Raw genomic sequence first — 15,494 nt, forward strand, 5'->3', positions numbered from 1 at the left:
AAGCCTGAAAACCACGAAATCCCGCCCAGTTGAATCGACTGGACGGGATTTCGTGAACCGTTTACGAGCTAACTCGTGAACGGCCCGTGCGGTGGACCTGTGGGGATTTGAACCCCAGACCCCCTCGATGCGAACGAGGTGCGCTACCAGACTGCGCCACAGGCCCTTGCAACGAGTGAAACTCTAGCACCCCGCACAGGGTGCTCGGAAATCCGGTCCGTGCTGGTCAGCCGAGGCTGCGACGCAGCGTGGCCCGGAGGGGGCTCACTCGTTGGCGGCTCGCGGGCGTTCCCCGTCTTCGTACTGGTCGAAGAGCGGGGTCCGGCCACGGTCGCGGGTACGGCGGGACTGGTTGGTGCGCTGGCGCGGCGCCGGGTCGACCGGGGGCGCCACGGGGTGCGAGGTGCCCGTGGGCTCGGCGGCACTGGAACGGGCCGCGCTCCAGGTCTCCGGGTTGCCGACCTCGACGCCGCCCGTGGCGCGCGGGGCGACCGGGGCGGTGACGTAGGTCGGCAGCGGGACCGGGACCGGCTCCCAGCTGTCGCCCTGGACCCTGCCGCGTTCGCGCTGCTGGTCGACCCATTCCGCGTGGTCCGTCTGCTCGACCAGGGCGCGGCGGCCGGCCTCCTGCGGGGAGACCGCGGGCGCGGGCTCCGGCTCGGGGCGGCGCGCTTCGGGCTCCTCGTCGGGCTCGGCGGGGGCCGCCGCGGCCGGCTGGTGCCTGCGGGTGCGGCTCTCGCGCAGGTGCTGCGCCGCCACCTCGGCCCGGCGCCGGTCCATGGTGAAGGCGAACCGGCGCCGCTCCTGGGCCCGCAGATGCACGATGTACGTGCTCAGCAGCACGGCCGGAACCGCGGGCGCCCAGAGGAAGTGGAGGCCGCCGACCGCCGCGACGACCGCGCCGAGAGTGAAGGCCAGGAAGAGGACGACGGTGGTGCGCCGTCGGCGCGCGAGGACCTGCAGGCGCTGGGCGCGCCGGACGCGCTCGGCGTCCGTTCCGCCGGGGCGCTGGCGTGCGCGCCGCGCGGAAGGCTGTGCCTGGGCCTGTGCCGGTTCGGGGCGCTCCTCGGGCGCGCGCGCCGGGTCGTACACCCGGGCTTCGGTGTGCGCGTCGGGCGCGGCGAAGGCCCGGACGTCCACGGAGTCCATTCGGTCCGTGGCGACGTCCGGGTCGGCGTCGGGCTCCGCCTCCTCGGCAGTGCGCTCCCGCAACTCCTTGGCGTACCGGCGCTCCATCGCCGCCCGTCCGGACAGCAGCCGGATGGCGGTGCTGAAGCGTTCCGTCGGACGGGCTTCGTTGAGCTCGTCCTGCCTGCGGAGCCACATCGGCACCAAGTAGGCGGCCCAGGCCCCGACGATGACTGCGTAGATGAGGCCGCTGCTGCTCACATCTCACACCGTAGAGGGGTTTGCGCGGGGGCATCCGCCAATTGGCCCGGTGTGTCGCGCGATCCGGCTGATATCACGGACTTTTTTGTGATTGTTCAGATCAACCGTGGGTGTTTGTGCGTCCGTCAACTGTCAACTGCCGATCAATATCGAACACTCATTTTATTTCCCGCGGCGTTCCGGGTCGCGTCCGGTGCCAGCGCCGGAGCAGCCCGTCCGGTACTTCCTCCGCGGTGAGTGCGTAGATCAGATGGTCCCGCCAGGCACCGTCGATGTGGAGATAGCGCGGACGCAGGCCTTCCTCGCGGAATCCCAGTTTCTCCACGACTCTTCTGCTGGGCCCGTTCTCCGGGCGAATGCACACCTCGATGCGGTGCAGTCCGACCGTGCGGAAGCAGTGGTCGACGGCGAGGGCGACCGCGGTCGGCATCACACCACGACCGGCCACCTCCTGGTCGACCCAGTAGCCGACATGGCCCGAGCACATCGAGCCCCAGGTGATCCCGGCGACCGTCAGCTGGCCGACCAGCCGGCCCTCGTACTCGATGGCGAAGGGCAGCATCCGGCCGACGTTGGCCTCGGCGCGCAGATGGCGGATCATCTGACGGTACGTGGGACGCTGGGCCACCGGCCCGCCCGGGGCGGGCGGCGGCACGGTCGCCTCCCAGGGGCGCAGCCAGTCGCGGTTGCGCCGGTTGGCCTCGCGCCACATGCGCTGGTCGCGCAGCTTGATCGGCCGGAGCACGATCTCGCCGTCGCTGAGGACCACCGGCCAGGTCGAGACGTTCAGCTCGGGCTCCCCGGTCGGGGGTGATCGCCGCCGCGCAACTGGTCGACGGCGTGCACCAGGAGACGGGCGAGGACGGCGAGTCCGTCGCGCACCCCGCCGGTGGAGCCCGGCAGGTTCACGATGAGCGTGCGGCCCGCGACGCCCGCGAGGCCCCTGGAGAGCGCGGCGGTGGGGACCTTGTCGCGGCCCTCGGCGCGGATCGCCTCGGGGATGCCGGGGACCTCGTGGTCCAGGACGCGGCGGGTGGCCTCGGGGGTGCGGTCGGTGGGCGAGATGCCCGTACCGCCGGTCGTGACGATCACGTCGTACCCCGCGGCCACTCCGGCGCGCAGGGCCTGCTCGACCGGGTCGCCATCGGGCACGACCTGCGGGCCGTCGACGGCGAAGCCGAGGTCCGCGAGCGCCCCGGAGATCAAGGGGCCGCCCTTGTCGGCGTAGACGCCGGCCGAGGCGCGGTTGGAGGCGGTGACGACGAGGGCGCGGTAGGGGGACGGGGCCGGTGACGTCCCGGGGGGTGTCACGTGTCCGCTCCGTCCGCCCCGGTGCGCCGGTAGTCGCCGGACTTGCCGCCCGACTTCGACTCGACCCGTACGTCCGTGATGACCGCCGCCTTGTCGACCGCCTTGATCATGTCGATCACGGTGAGCGCGGCGACGGAGACGGCGGTCAGGGCCTCCATCTCGACGCCGGTGCGGTCCGTGGTCTTCACGGTGGCCGCGATCTCCACCGCGTCGTCGGCGACGCTCAGGTCGACCTTGACGCCGGAGACGGCCAGCGGGTGGCAGAGCGGGATCAGGTCGGGGGTGCGTTTGGCGCCCATGATCCCGGCGATCCGGGCGGTCGCGAGGGCGTCGCCCTTGGGGACTCCTTCGCCGCGGAGCAGCTCGACGACGCGCGGCGAGACGAGAACCCGGCCGCTGGCGCGGGCCACCCGCGCGGTGACGTCCTTCTCCGAGACGTCGACCATGCGGGCCGCGCCCGCCTCGTCGATGTGCGTCAGCCTGTTCTGCGTACTCAACTAACTCCGCCTCGCGGTAGGGCGCCGGTTGCCCGCTCGGCCCGCACCGGGGTGCGGGCCCGGGGCCCGGGGGTGTCCCCGGGAAGGCACAGCGCCAGACACCGTACCGCCACCGCCCCCGGATCAGCGGAGCAGGATCACCTCGGTGTCCGTGCCGGGCTCGGCGGAGGTGACGTCCTCGGGCAGCACGATGAGCGCGTCCGACTGGGCGAGTGCGGCGATCAGATGCGATCCGGCGCCGCCGACGGGGGTGACCGTGCCGGCCTCCGCGTCGTACGTACCGCGCAGGAACTGGCGCCTGCCGGACGGTGAGGTGAGTGCCTTGTCGGCGTTCAGCGTGGCCCGGACGGTGGGGCGGTTCACGTCCTGCAGGCCCATCAGGGTGCGGATCGCGGGCCGTACGAACAGCTCGAAGGAGATGTACGACGAGACGGGGTTGCCCGGCAGCGCCAGCAGCGGTGTGTGCTCGGGTCCGATCGAGCCGAAGCCCTGCGGCTTGCCCGGCTGCATGGCGAGCTTGCGGAAGTCGATGCCGCTGCCCGGTTCGTCCTCGTCGCCCACCGAGGAGAGGGCTTCCTTGACGACGTCGTACGCGCCGACGCTGACGCCTCCGGTGGTGACGACGATGTCGGCGCGGATCAGCTGGTCCTCGATCGTGGCGCGGAGCGTGTCGGCATCGTCGGTGACGGCACCGACCCGGTAGGCGATCGCTCCGGCGTCCTTGGCCGCGGCCGTGAGGGCGAAGCTGTTCGAGTCGTAGATCCGGCCGCCGGTCAGTTCCTCGCCCGGCTGCACCAGTTCGCTGCCGGTGGAGATGACGACGACGCGCGGCCGGGGCCGCACCTTCACCGTCGAGCGGCCGATCGCGGCGAGCAGGCCGATCTGCGGCGGGCCGATGACCGATCCCGCGCTCAGCGCCAGATCGCCCGGCTTGACGTCGCTGCCACGGGCCCGGACGTGGGCGCGGGCCTCGACGGGGCGGTGCACCCGGACCTCGCCGCCCGCGGCCTCCGGGGCGTCCCGGTGCGAGCGCATGGTGTCGGCGGGGCCGCCGCCCGTACCGGCGTCGGTCCACTCGACCGGGACCACGGCCTCGGCACCGGCCGGCAGCGGGGCGCCGGTCATGATGCGGGCGGCCTCGCCGGGGCCGACGCTCCGGTTGCCGGGGAGCCCGTCGCTGCCCGCCGCGACGTCGCCGATGACGGTGAGCACCGCGGGGAACTCCTCGTCGGCGCCCTCGACATCGGCGACGCGGACCGCGTACCCGTCCATCGAGCTGTTGTCGAAGGGCGGCAGGGCGATCTCCACCATGACGTCCTCGACGAGGACGCAGCCCTGGGCATCGTGCAGTTGCAGCTCGATGGGTTCGAGCGGGCGCACCGCTTCGAGAATGTCTGCCAGGTGCTCGTCCACCGACCACATCGTGCTGCTCAAAGTGCTACATCTCCTCGGTGACGTAACTGCGGAGCCAGGTCTTGAAGTCCGGGCCCAGGTCTTCACGTTCGCACGCGAGTCTGACAATGGCACGGAGGTAGTCGCTCCGGTCACCGGTGTCATAGCGGCGGCCCTTGAAGACGACACCGTGCACGGGGCCGCCGATCTTCTCGTCCTCGGCGAGGAGCTGGAGGGCGTCGGTGAGCTGGATCTCGTCGCCGCGGCCCGGCTCGGTCCTGCGCAGTATCTCGAAGACGGCGGGGTCCAGGACGTAGCGGCCGATGATGGCGAGGTTGCTGGGCGCCTCGGCCGCTTCGGGCTTCTCGACGAGGCCGGTGATGCGCACCACATCGCCCTCGGCGGTGGGCTCGACGGCCGCGCAGCCGTACTGGTGGATCTGCTCGGGCGCGACCTCCATCAGCGCGATGACGCTGCCGCCCTCGCGCTCCTGGATCTCGACCATGCGGGCCAGCAGCGGGTCGCGCGGGTCGATCAGGTCGTCGCCGAGGAGAACCGCGAACGGCTGGTCCCCCACGTGCGGTGCGGCGCACAGCACGGCGTGGCCGAGGCCGCGCGGGTCGCCCTGCCGGACGTAGTGCATGGTGGCCAGGTCGCTGGACTCCTGGACCTTCTTGAGCCGTTCGGCGTCTCCCTTGCGGGTGAGCGCGGACTCCAGCTCGTAGTTGCGGTCGAAGTGGTCCTCGAGCGGGCGCTTGTTGCGGCCGGTGATCATCAGTACGTCGGAGAGGCCGGCGGTCACGGCTTCCTCGACGACGTACTGGATCGCGGGCTTGTCGACCACAGGCAGCATCTCCTTGGGAGTGGCTTTGGTGGCCGGCAGGAAGCGGGTACCGAGCCCCGCGGCCGGAATGACAGCCTTGCTGATCCTGGGGTGCGACTGAGTCATGCGCAGAACCATAACCGGTGCGTATGTGAGGAAGATGAGGCTCCGGTTAACTTTGTACGCCTATACGCACATGTGAGAGATCCAGGGGTGCCCGTTGAGTACAGAGATGTCCCGAAAGGCGCTTCTGAGACGTGAACTGCTGGCCGCACGGCGCCTTCTGACCAGGGAAGACGTGGAAAACGCCGCGGTGGTTCTGTCCCGGCGCGCATTGGATCTCCCGGAGCTGTCCGGGGCCCGTACCGTCGCCGCGTACGTCTCGGTGGGCAGTGAGCCCGGCACCCGCGCCCTGCTGGACGCCTTGCGCGGCCGGGGTGTGCGGGTGCTGCTGCCGGTGCTCCTCGCGGACAACGATCTGGACTGGGCGCCGTACGAAGGAGCCGATCGTCTCGTCCGGGCCGGCCGCGGACTGCTGGAGCCGGACGGCGGGCGGCTCGGCCCCGAAGCGGTCCTGGAGGCGGACGCGGTCCTGCTGCCGGGCCTCGCGGTGGACGGGCGCGGGATGCGGCTCGGCCGCGGCGGCGGGAGCTACGACCGGGTGCTGGCCAGGCTCGCCGCGGCCGGGGCGAGTCCGGCGCTGGTCGTCCTGCTGTACGACGACGAGGTGGTCGCGCGGGTCCCGGAGGAACCGCACGACCACCCCGTCGACGTGGTGGTGACACCGGCCATGACCCGCCGGACGGGCCGTCAGGGCCGCTAGGGCCTGTCCGGCGGATCATGGCCGGACAGGCCCTAGGGCTTGAGGGTCAGGGTGTCGGTCGTCGACTTGGAGACGGCGTTCGTGCCGAAGGACCAGTCGAGCAGTTCACCGTTGACCCACTTGTCCGTCTGATCGGTGTAGTGCGCGCTGAACGCATGCCCGGAGGCGCCGGTGAGGTTGATCCAGCGGGACTTGTCCCAGTCCCCCACGTTGACCACCATCCGCATCGACGGGACCCAGACGACCTCGTAGCCGCCCGCCGCGTTCCAGCCGGTGGCGTTCACCGCGGCCTCCCCGCCGCCGAGGTTCCACGGGCCGCGGTTGAGGGCCCGCTGGAGCAGACCGGGGCCCTCGGTGCCGAGGGTCTGGTTCTTCAGGGTCAGCTGGTGCAGCCGGCCCCAGCTCCAGGTGGTGATGTCCTTGCCGAGCTTGGCGGTCAGCTCCCAGCGGGCGTCCTCCATGGCGCGGGCGAAGAGCTGGTCACGGTTCTCGATCGGCTCGTCCCGGCCGCTCTTCGGCGCCTTCCACCAGTCGCTGTTCTGGTCGTCCATCAGGTCGGCGACCACCTTGTACCAGCGGTCACCGCCGTCGGGCTGGGCGGAGTCCGCGTCCCGCCGGCCGCACTCGCGCACCAGCCTGTCCTGCTCGTCGACCGGACCCGAACCGTCGGCCCGGGGCACGTTGAGGCACTCGCCCTTGACCCGCAGCTCCTTGGGCAGCTTGTTACCGAAGGCCAGCTTGAGAATGTTGCGCCAGACCGCGTTGAAGTACGCGGCCGCGGCCGAGTCGGACTCCTGGGTGTAGTCCCAGCCCTCCAGGAGCTTCTGCGCCTCGCGGACGCTCTTGTCCGAGACATTGATCTTCATCAGCTCGGGCACCAGCAGCGCGGCGATCTCGCTGGTGTTGTCCATCTGCATCTTCTGCATGTCTTCGGTCGAGATCTTCCCGCCGCCCTTGATCTTCGACTGGATGAGGTCGTCGATCCGCTGGCTGCGGCTGCCGTAGCCCCAGTCCTTGGTCAGCAGGTGCGGGTACTTCTCCTCGTCGATGACCGCCTGGTTGGCAGTGACGATGTAGCCGCGCTTCGGGTTGTACTCGTAGGGCAGTTCGTCGAACGGGATCGGCTCCTTCTCCCAGCCGTACTTCGAGGACCAGCCGGGGCTGGGCATCGTCCCGTCGCCGTCGAGGCGGACCGGGATCTTCCCGGGCGCCTGGTAGCCGATGTTGCCGTCGGTGTCGGCGTAGATGAGGTTCTGCGACGGGACCTCGAAGTGCTCGGCCGCCGCCTGGAAGGTCTTGAAGTCCTTGGCCCGGTTCAGCTCGAAGACGGCGTCCATGGACTTGCCGGGCTCCAGCGCGGTCCACTTCAGGGCGACCGCGTAGCCGTCGGCCCGGTCCGGGGCCGAGTTGGTGACGGGAGCCTTCTGGCCGACCGTCTCCAGTTCGCTGCTGCGGTCGGAGACCAGCGGGCCGTTGTTCGTCTCGCGGACGGTGATCGTCCGGTCCTTGCCGCCCGCGACCTTGATGGTCTCCTCACGGGTGGTGAAGGGCTTGACCTTGCCGTCGTACAGGTAGCCGTCGCCGGAGACCTTCTCCAGGAAGAGGTCGGTGACGTCCGCGCCGAGGTTGGTGAAGCCCCAGGCGATGTCCTGGTTGTGACCGATTATCACGCCGGGCATGCCCGAGAAGGTGTAGCCCGCGGTGTCGTACTGGCACTTCGCCGTGATCTCGCGGCAGTGCAGGCCCATCTGGTACCAGAGCGAGGGCAGCTGCGGCGCCAGATGCGGGTCGTTGGCGAGCAGCGGCTTGCCGGTCGTCGTGTAGTCGCCGGAGACCACCCAGGAGTTGGACCCGATGCCGTTGCCGTTCGGGCCGAGCAGCGCCGGGATCTGGTCGAGGGTGTCGGAGAGCGAGGAGAGCTGGGTGTTCAGGCCCTCGGTGGCGCCCTGCGCGGTGTTCGAGCCGATGTTGTCGGACGGGGTCGCGTCCGGGTCGAACTTCCCGGTGACCGAGGAGATCGCACCCTGGTCGACGATCGGCCGGTGCTTGTCGTACGGGTACGCCGGGTAGAGGTCCTCGATCTGCTTCGCGTCGAGCCTGCTGGTCATCAGCGAGCGGTCGATCTCGTCCTGCATGTTGCCGCGCAGGTCCCAGGCCATGGCCTTGAGCCAGGCGACCGAGTCGACCGGGGTCCACTCGGTCGGCTTGTAGTCGTTGGTGAAGCCGAGGGCCGCGTACTCGACGGAGATGTCCTTGCCGTCGCGCCCCTTGAGGTAGGCGTTCACGCCGTCCGCGTACGCCTGGAGGTTCTTCTTGGTGTCCTCGGACAGGACATTGTCGTACTCCTCCTGCGCGACCTTGCGCCAGCCCAGCGTGCGCAAAAAGGAGTCCGTCTCGACCTGTCCGGAGCCGAACATCTCGGAGAGCCGGCCGGCCGTCATGTGACGGCGGACGTCCATCTCCCAGAAGCGGTCCTGCGCCTGGACGAAGCCCTGGGCGCGGAAGAGGTCGGCATCGGAGTCCGCGTACAGCTGCGGGATTCCGTAACTGTCGCGTTTGACGTCGACGCTGCCGTCGAGGCCGTCGAGCTTCGTCGACCCGGTCGTCTGCGGGTACGAGGCGCGCACGGTGGATACGGACCAGAACGTCCCGTAACCGATACCCGCGACAAGCGCCAGCACCAGAACGATCACGATCAGGCGGGCACGTCGCCCCTTCTTCCTGCCGGTCTTCGCACCGGCGGAACCGGTGGAGGCGGAAGAGGCGGTTTCGTTGGCGGGCATCGCTGTCCTTCGAGGGGCAGGTGGTCCTGGGAGTGCAGGAGCAACCATAGGCGCAGCGCCGGGACGGCTCTGACGCGGTATCGGGATGGTTCGAATTGCGTAGCGATCGCACGAACACTCGAGGGCATCAAGAAAACGTTAAAGATTAGGTAAGGTAACGAAGTACCGGCCGCCAATGGCCGATGCCGAGGGTCGATCCGGTCGACTCGGCAGGCGTACGCAGGGAAGGAACGGCCACTGTCTGTCCACACGCTCAACGAACTCCTGCTCGTCTGCTCACTCGTACTGCTCGTCGCGGTGGCGGCGGTGCGCATCTCGTCCCGCAGCGGGCTCCCCAGCCTGCTCCTGTACCTCGGCATCGGGATCGCCATAGGGCAGGACGGCATCTTCGACGTCAAGTTCGACAATGCGGAACTGACCCAGGTCATCGGCTATGCCGCACTGGTCGTGATCCTCGCCGAGGGTGGCCTCGGCACGAAGTGGAAAGAGATCAAACCGGCGCTGCCCGCCGCGGTCATGCTCTCGCTGGTCGGCGTCGCGGTGAGCGTGGGCGTCACGGCGGCCGGGGCGCACTACCTGGTCGGCCTGGACTGGCGGCAGTCGCTGATCATCGGCGCGGTCGTCTCGTCGACGGACGCCGCCGCGGTCTTCTCCGTGCTGCGCAAGGTGCCGCTGCCCGCCCGGGTCACCGGTGTGCTGGAGGCCGAGTCCGGCTTCAACGACGCCCCTGTGGTGATCCTGGTGGTCGCCTTCTCGACCAAGGGGCCGGTGGACAGCTGGTACGTACTGGTCGGCGAGATAGCGCTGGAGCTCGCGATCGGCGCGGCCATGGGTATCGCCGTAGGCTGGCTCGGCTCGTACGGGCTGCGCCATGTGGCGCTGCCCGCGTCCGGCCTCTATCCGATCGCCGTGATGGCGATCGCGGTGTCCGCGTACGCGGCGGGCGCCCTGGTCCACGGCAGTGGCTTCCTCGCCGTCTATCTGGCCGCGATGATCCTCGGCAACGCCAAGCTGCCGCACTGGCCCGCCACCCGCGGCTTCGCCGACGGGCTCGGCTGGCTGGCCCAGATCGGCATGTTCGTGCTGCTCGGTCTCCTGGTCACGCCGCACGATCTGCTCGACGACTTCTGGCCCGCGATCATCGTGGGACTGGTACTGACCGTGGTGGCGCGTCCGCTGGAGGTCTTCATCTCGCTGGCGCCGTTCCGGCTGCCCTGGCAGGAGAAGGCGCTCATGTCCTGGGCGGGCCTGCGCGGCGCCGTGCCCATCATCCTGGCGACCATTCCGATGGTCGCCGGGGTCGAGGGCTCCACTCGCATCTTCAACATCGTCTTCGTCCTCGTCGTCGTCTACACCCTCATCCAGGGGCCGACCCTGCCCTGGCTGGCGAGGGCCCTGAAGATCTCCGACGATCCGGCCGAGGCCGCCGACCTGGGCATCGAGTCGGCGCCGCTGGAGCGGCTGCGCGGCCATCTGCTGTCGGTGGCGATCCCCGGCCGGTCGAAGATGCACGGTGTGGAGGTCGGGGAGCTGCGACTGCCCGCCGGGGCCGCCGTCACCCTCGTCGTGCGGGACGGCAAGAGCTTCGTACCGGCGCCCTCGACCGTGCTGCGGCGCGGCGACGAGCTGCTGGTGGTCGCCACCGATCCGGTGCGCGACGCGGCGGAGGAACGGCTGCACGCGGTCGGCGAGGGCGGCAAGCTCGCGGGCTGGCTGGGGGCCGGCGGCAGAAGCGGCAACGGTGGCAGTGGGGGCAGCAGCGGTGGCGAGAGCCTCGCGGGGCCCCATGCGGCACACGATGTGGTGCACGACGTGGCACATGCGCTGAAGGCCGTGAAGAAGCTGGGCAAGACCGGCGGACCGAAAAAGACGCGCCACTGAGAGCGCGGGCCTCGGCGGGTCCTGGCGGGCGGTTTCCAGGGGCCTCGGCGGGCCTCAAGGGCGCACCTTGCCGGAACTTCCGATCCGAGGCGTCGGTGGAGTCCTTGCGCACATTCACAGGTGCACAAGGGCCTCTGCCTGTATCGTGAAGGGAACCGGTCGACCCCTGTGACGGGGTCGACCGACCCGATCGACCCGATCGACCCGATCGACCCGATCGACCAACCTGAACGACCAACTCTGCCTGACGCAGAGCTGGCGCGACCGTATGGCGGTCGTGGCGTCCTCCGCCTCTGCTGAGCGCCCGGCATCTACCGCAGTTCCGCGCGAAGAGGACAGCTCTCGGCAGCACCCGCACGAACGAGCCCGCACCATCCGTGCGGGCCGTCCCGCGGGAGCTCGGCCACCAGGCGGCAGAAAGGCATGGACCGTGGCGTCCACGGTCACCGACCGCCCCGGTTACGGGCAGTTGCTGCGCACCCCGGGTGCGTGGACTTTTCTCCTTCCGGGCTTCGCCGCACGGCAGCCCTTCGCGATGCTGACCATCGGCATCGTGCTCCTGGTCCAGCACACCACCGGCTCGTACGGCAGCGCGGGCGCCGTCGCCGCCGTGACCGGTGTAGCCATGGCCCTGTTCGCCCCGCAGACCGGCAAGCTCGCCGACCACTTCGGCCAGCGCGCCGTGCTGCTGCCCGGCGTCCTCGTGCACGCGGCGTCCGTCTCGGCGCTGACGGTGCTGGCGCTGGCGGACGCGCCCCTGTGGGCGCTGTTCGTGGCGGCGGTGCCTACGGGTGCGTCCGTTCCGCAGGTCGGGCCGATGGTGCGGGCCCGCTGGGCGGCCGTGCTCGGTGCGACACCGGACCGCGAGGCCTCGCCGCTGCTGTCCACCGCGGCCGCCTTCGAATCAGTGACGGACGAGTTCACCTTCGTCATCGGCCCGGTGCTCGCCACCGCGCTGTGCACGGGGGTGCACCCGGCGGCCGGTCTGATCACGGAGGCCGCGCTGACCCTGGTCGGCGGGCTGCTCTTCGCCGCGCAGCGCCGTACCCAGCCCGCGGTGCGCAACGCCGCGTCCGGCACCTCCCAGCGGCACGCCTCCGCCCTCTCCGTGCCCGGTGTGCGGGTGCTCGCGGTGGCCTTCCTCGGGATCGGCGCGGTCTTCGGCGGCATGCAGGTCTCGCTGACCGCGTTCGCCGAGGAGATCGGCCGCCCGGGAGCCAACGGCCTGCTGTACGGCGTCTTCGCGGCCGGCAACATGCTCGCCGGGATCGCCTGCGGCGCCATCGCCTGGAAGAGCGGGCCGCGGCGTCGGCTGATCGTCGGGTACGCGGCACTCACCCTGACCGCGTCCGGGCTGTGGGCGGTGCACTCGGTGCCACTGCTGGCCGGGCTCGGACTTCTGGTCGGGCTCTCCATCGCCCCGGCCCTGATCAGCGGCTACACACTGGTCGAGGCTCTGGTGCCGGGGTCCGCCCGGACCGAGGCGTTCACCTGGCTGACGGGCTCGGTCGCGCTCGGCCAGGCGGCGGCGGTGACGGTCGCCGGGCGGCTCGCGGACGCCCACGGGGCCAGCACCGGATTCGTGGTGCCGCTCGTGGGGACCGTACTTGCGCTGATCACCCTGGTGGGACTGCGTTCGAGGCTCGCGCCCGCCGCCCCGGGACGGACCGTGGCACGTGGTGTCGGTCACCGGAAGCCGGTCACGGTGGACTGATGCTGCGGAATACGTCAGTATGGAGCGTCGTTAGCACTCATTGAGTCAGAGTGCCAGGAGGAGCAAGTGCCGACCTATCAGTACCAGTGCACCGAATGTGGCGAGGGCCTCGAGGCGGTGCAGAAGTTCACCGATGACGCCCTCACCGTGTGCCCGAGCTGCGAAGGACGCCTGAAGAAGGTGTTCTCGGCGGTCGGCATCGTCTTCAAGGGTTCCGGTTTCTACCGGAACGACAGCCGTGGCTCGTCGTCGAGCAGCACGCCGGCTTCGTCCTCGGCGAAGGCGTCCGGTTCCGCTTCGTCCGATTCCTCGCCGTCTTCGGCGTCGACGGGATCCGACTCGAAGTCGTCCGTGTCGTCCGCTTCCTCTTCTTCTTCGGCGTCCTCGTCGTCCTCCTCGTCCTCGACGAGCGGCACGTCGGCCGCCTGAGCCGAACCGCACTTCCACAGCGCACTTCCACCGGGAGCCCCGCCGATCCGTACGGCGGGGCTCCCGGCGTTTTTCCGCGCCGCTAATGTGATCGCATGGTGAACGCAGAGATCGGTGTCATCGGCGGCTCGGGCTTGTACTCCTTCCTGGAGGACGTCACGGAGGTGCGCGTGGACACCCCGTACGGACGGCCGAGCGACTCCCTCTTCCTCGGCGAGGTCGGCGGCCGCCGGGTCGCCTTCCTCCCCCGCCACGGACGCGGCCACCATCTGCCGCCGCACCGCATCAACTACCGGGCCAACATGTGGGCGCTGCGCTCCGTCGGTGTACGTCAGGTGCTCGGCCCGTGCGCGGTGGGCGGCCTGCGTCCGGAGTACGGGCCAGGCACCCTGCTCGTGCCCGACCAGCTGGTGGACCGCACGAAGGCCCGGACGCAGACGTACTACGACGGGGAGACCCGGGCCGACGGGGCGGAGCCGAACGTCCTGCATCTGGGCTTCGCCGATCCGTACTGCCCCGAGGGGCGCAGGGCGGCGCTGGCTGCGGCTCGGGCGAAGAGCTGGGAACCGGTGGACGGCGGGACGCTGGTGGTCGTCGAGGGGCCGCGCTTCTCGACCCGGGCGGAGTCGCGCTGGCATGCGGCGATGGGCTGGTCGGTGGTCGGGATGACCGGTCACCCGGAGGCCGTCCTCGCCCGCGAACTGGGCCTCTGCTACACGACGATGACCCTGGTGACGGACCTGGACGCGGGCGCGGAGGCCGGCGAGGGCGTCTCGCACGGGGATGTACTGAAGGTGTTCTCGGCCAACGTGGACCGGCTGCGGGCGGTGCTGTTCGACGTGGTGGCCGCCCTGCCCACGGAGGCGGACCGGGACTGCCCGTGCCCGCATGCGCTGGACGGGCTCAAGCCGGGGATCGAGCTGCCTTAGCGGGTAGGTGAGGGACGGCCGCAGGCGAGGTGGGCGTGGGTCGGTTGCGGCGTGAGTGGGTGACGGAGTTGTCCACAACTCCGGGGCTCTCCACAGGCTTCGGCGGAAATCTCGCGGACGGTGGATCGTGAGGGGTGTTCGTCCGAAACTCCTCATGGCAGGTGGTGTCGACCATGTTTCCGTCGTCCGCGTCGTCCGCGTTGTCCGGGTCGCCCGTGTCATCCGCGTTGTCCGGGTCGCCTGCGACTTCCCCGTCGTCCGTGTCATCCCCGTCGTTCTCGCCGTTGCCGTTGCCGTCTCCGTCAGCAGCGCCCCCGGTCTGTGGGGTACCCGCGTTCGGACCGTTGCGGGTGCGTGGAGGTGGTGGGCACCGGCTGCGGCGGGCGTTGTGGCTGCAGCGCCGTGCCCTCGCGGCCGGGCTGGCCGTGACGGCTGCCGCGCTCGCCGCCACGGGGCTGGGCGGTGACGGCGCGGGCGCGGGCGGCGACGCCGCGTACGGGGTGGGGGCCGGGGGGACAGCCGGGGCGGCGCCGGAGCGGGCGCGGCGACCGGCTCGGTTGATGTCCGCGGCGCCGGTCCGGATCGCGGATGCGGGGACGGTGCGCTTATTGCGGCCGGGTGACCACGTAGACGTGATCGCTGCCGGGGAGACCGGGACCGGATCCGGTTCCGGGGTCCGGGTGCTGGCGAAAGGCGCACGGGTGGCGGAGGTGCCGCAGGCCACGACAGAGGGTTCCGAGGGCTCCGCGGAGGACGGTGCACTGATCGTGCTGTCGGTCCCCCGGGACACGGCCACCGCACTGGCCGGCGCGAGTATCTCGTCCCAACTGGCGGTGTCCCTGTGCTGATGCGTACTGATGACCGGTCAAGTCACCTTGCCAAACCCGCAGATTGGGTGGATTCGACGCGTACTGCCGTAAGTTGCGGAGGGGTTTGCTCCGCCTACGGCACACGCGAAGGAACGCTCACCTGTGAGCGAGAAGAAGGTCAGTCTGCTGGAAGGGTTCAAAGCCTTCCTGATGCGCGGCAATGTGATCGATCTGGCGGTCGCCGTCGTCATCGGCGCCGCGTTCACCCAGATCGTGAACTCGATCGTCAAGGGAGTCATCAACCCGCTGGTCGGTGCGTTCGGCACCAAGGACCTGGAGGGCTACAGCTCCTGCCTCAAGGGCCCGTGCATCACGGACCCGAAGAGGGGCGAGACGACCGAGGGCATCCGGATCCTGTGGGGTTCGGTGCTCAGCGCCACCCTCAGCTTTCTGATCACGGCCGCCGTCGTCTACTTCCTGATGGTCCTGCCCATGGCCAAGTACCTCGCCAAGCGGGCGGCCATGCAGGCCGCGAAGGAAGGCGTGCAGGAGACGCTGGAGGTGAGCGAGCTGGAGGTGCTGAAGGAGATCCGCGACGCCCTCGTCTCGCAGCGCGGCGGCGGCTCGACGGGCGAGACTCCCGGCCAGACCCCCGGCCGGGGTCACGACGAGTAGCGCGACACACAGCGCAAGAACCGGCAGCAACGCCGCCGG

General features: G+C 70.3%; 14 protein-coding genes and 1 tRNA gene. 7 read left to right on the top strand and 8 right to left on the bottom strand.

What is annotated here, in order from left to right; all coding sequences use genetic code 11:
• Positions 1-92 precede the first annotated feature (92 nt).
• From OG978_RS17160 to galU, 7 genes are all read right to left on the bottom strand, one after another.
• A tRNA-Ala gene (locus OG978_RS17160) sits at positions 93-166 on the bottom strand.
• Positions 167-264: 98 nt separating this feature from the next.
• On the bottom strand, positions 265-1,389 hold the full coding sequence (gene sepX, locus OG978_RS17165) for a divisome protein SepX/GlpR (protein WP_326766073.1): 1,125 nt from the start codon (positions 1,387-1,389) through the stop codon (positions 265-267).
• Positions 1,390-1,546: 157 nt separating this feature from the next.
• Positions 1,547-2,158 carry a GNAT family N-acetyltransferase gene (locus tag OG978_RS17170; RefSeq protein ID WP_326766074.1) on the bottom strand — a complete coding sequence of 204 codons (612 nt, stop codon included), beginning with the start codon at positions 2,156-2,158 and terminating at the stop codon, positions 1,547-1,549.
• 17 nt (positions 2,159-2,175) lie between these two features.
• Positions 2,176-2,700: a MogA/MoaB family molybdenum cofactor biosynthesis protein gene (locus tag OG978_RS17175; RefSeq protein ID WP_326766075.1), complete on the bottom strand. Its 525-nt coding sequence runs from the start codon at positions 2,698-2,700 to the stop codon at positions 2,176-2,178.
• Positions 2,697-3,197: a cyclic pyranopterin monophosphate synthase MoaC gene (gene moaC, locus OG978_RS17180; protein WP_326766076.1), complete on the bottom strand. Its 501-nt coding sequence runs from the start codon at positions 3,195-3,197 to the stop codon at positions 2,697-2,699. The genes OG978_RS17175 and moaC overlap by 4 nt, the downstream gene beginning before the upstream one ends.
• Positions 3,198-3,320: 123 nt before the next feature.
• Complete coding sequence (gene glp / locus OG978_RS17185) at positions 3,321-4,631, bottom strand: molybdotransferase-like divisome protein Glp (protein WP_326766077.1); 1,311 nt, start codon at positions 4,629-4,631, stop codon at positions 3,321-3,323.
• Positions 4,632-4,635: 4 nt separating this feature from the next.
• Complete coding sequence (gene galU, locus OG978_RS17190; RefSeq protein WP_326766078.1) at positions 4,636-5,538, bottom strand: UTP--glucose-1-phosphate uridylyltransferase GalU; 903 nt, start codon at positions 5,536-5,538, stop codon at positions 4,636-4,638.
• A gap of 106 nt (positions 5,539-5,644) precedes the next feature.
• On the opposite strand from galU, the gene OG978_RS17195 reads away from it, so the two are divergent.
• Positions 5,645-6,235 carry a 5-formyltetrahydrofolate cyclo-ligase gene (locus OG978_RS17195; RefSeq protein ID WP_326766079.1) on the top strand — a complete coding sequence of 197 codons (591 nt, stop codon included), beginning with the start codon at positions 5,645-5,647 and terminating at the stop codon, positions 6,233-6,235.
• A gap of 32 nt (positions 6,236-6,267) precedes the next feature.
• Here the strand turns inward: OG978_RS17195 and OG978_RS17200 are convergent, their stop codons facing one another.
• The gene (locus OG978_RS17200; protein ID WP_326766080.1) at positions 6,268-9,018 is read right to left on the bottom strand and encodes a penicillin acylase family protein; all 2,751 of its coding nucleotides are present in this window, start codon (positions 9,016-9,018) and stop codon (positions 6,268-6,270) included.
• A 297-nt stretch (positions 9,019-9,315) separates the two neighbouring features.
• Here OG978_RS17200 and OG978_RS17205 point away from each other — a divergent pair, with 297 nt between their 5' ends.
• The 6 genes from OG978_RS17205 to mscL all read left to right on the top strand — a co-directional run bounded on the left by OG978_RS17205 (position 9,316) and on the right by mscL (position 15,455).
• On the top strand, positions 9,316-10,899 hold the full coding sequence (locus OG978_RS17205) for a potassium/proton antiporter (RefSeq protein ID WP_326766081.1): 1,584 nt from the start codon (positions 9,316-9,318) through the stop codon (positions 10,897-10,899).
• A 430-nt stretch (positions 10,900-11,329) separates the two neighbouring features.
• Positions 11,330-12,613, top strand: a complete 1,284-nt coding sequence (locus OG978_RS17210) for an MFS transporter (protein ID WP_326766082.1) — start codon at positions 11,330-11,332, stop codon at positions 12,611-12,613.
• Positions 12,614-12,679: 66 nt separating this feature from the next.
• Positions 12,680-13,042, top strand: coding sequence for an FmdB family zinc ribbon protein (locus tag OG978_RS17215; RefSeq protein ID WP_326766083.1), 363 nt, complete (start codon positions 12,680-12,682; stop codon positions 13,040-13,042).
• Between the two features lie 95 nt (positions 13,043-13,137).
• Positions 13,138-13,971 (top strand): S-methyl-5'-thioadenosine phosphorylase, encoded by an 834-nt coding sequence (locus OG978_RS17220; RefSeq protein ID WP_326766084.1) that lies wholly within the window; start codon positions 13,138-13,140, stop codon positions 13,969-13,971.
• Positions 13,972-14,321: 350 nt separating this feature from the next.
• Entirely contained in the window at positions 14,322-14,819 is a 498-nt protein-coding gene (locus tag OG978_RS17225) for an RcpC/CpaB family pilus assembly protein (protein ID WP_326766085.1), read from the top strand.
• A gap of 123 nt (positions 14,820-14,942) precedes the next feature.
• On the top strand, positions 14,943-15,455 hold the full coding sequence (gene mscL / locus OG978_RS17230) for a large conductance mechanosensitive channel protein MscL (protein ID WP_326766086.1): 513 nt from the start codon (positions 14,943-14,945) through the stop codon (positions 15,453-15,455).
• Positions 15,456-15,494: the final 39 nt, after the last annotated feature.

Source organism: Streptomyces sp. NBC_01591 (genome assembly GCF_035918155.1).
Classification (GTDB): domain Bacteria; phylum Actinomycetota; class Actinomycetes; order Streptomycetales; family Streptomycetaceae; genus Streptomyces.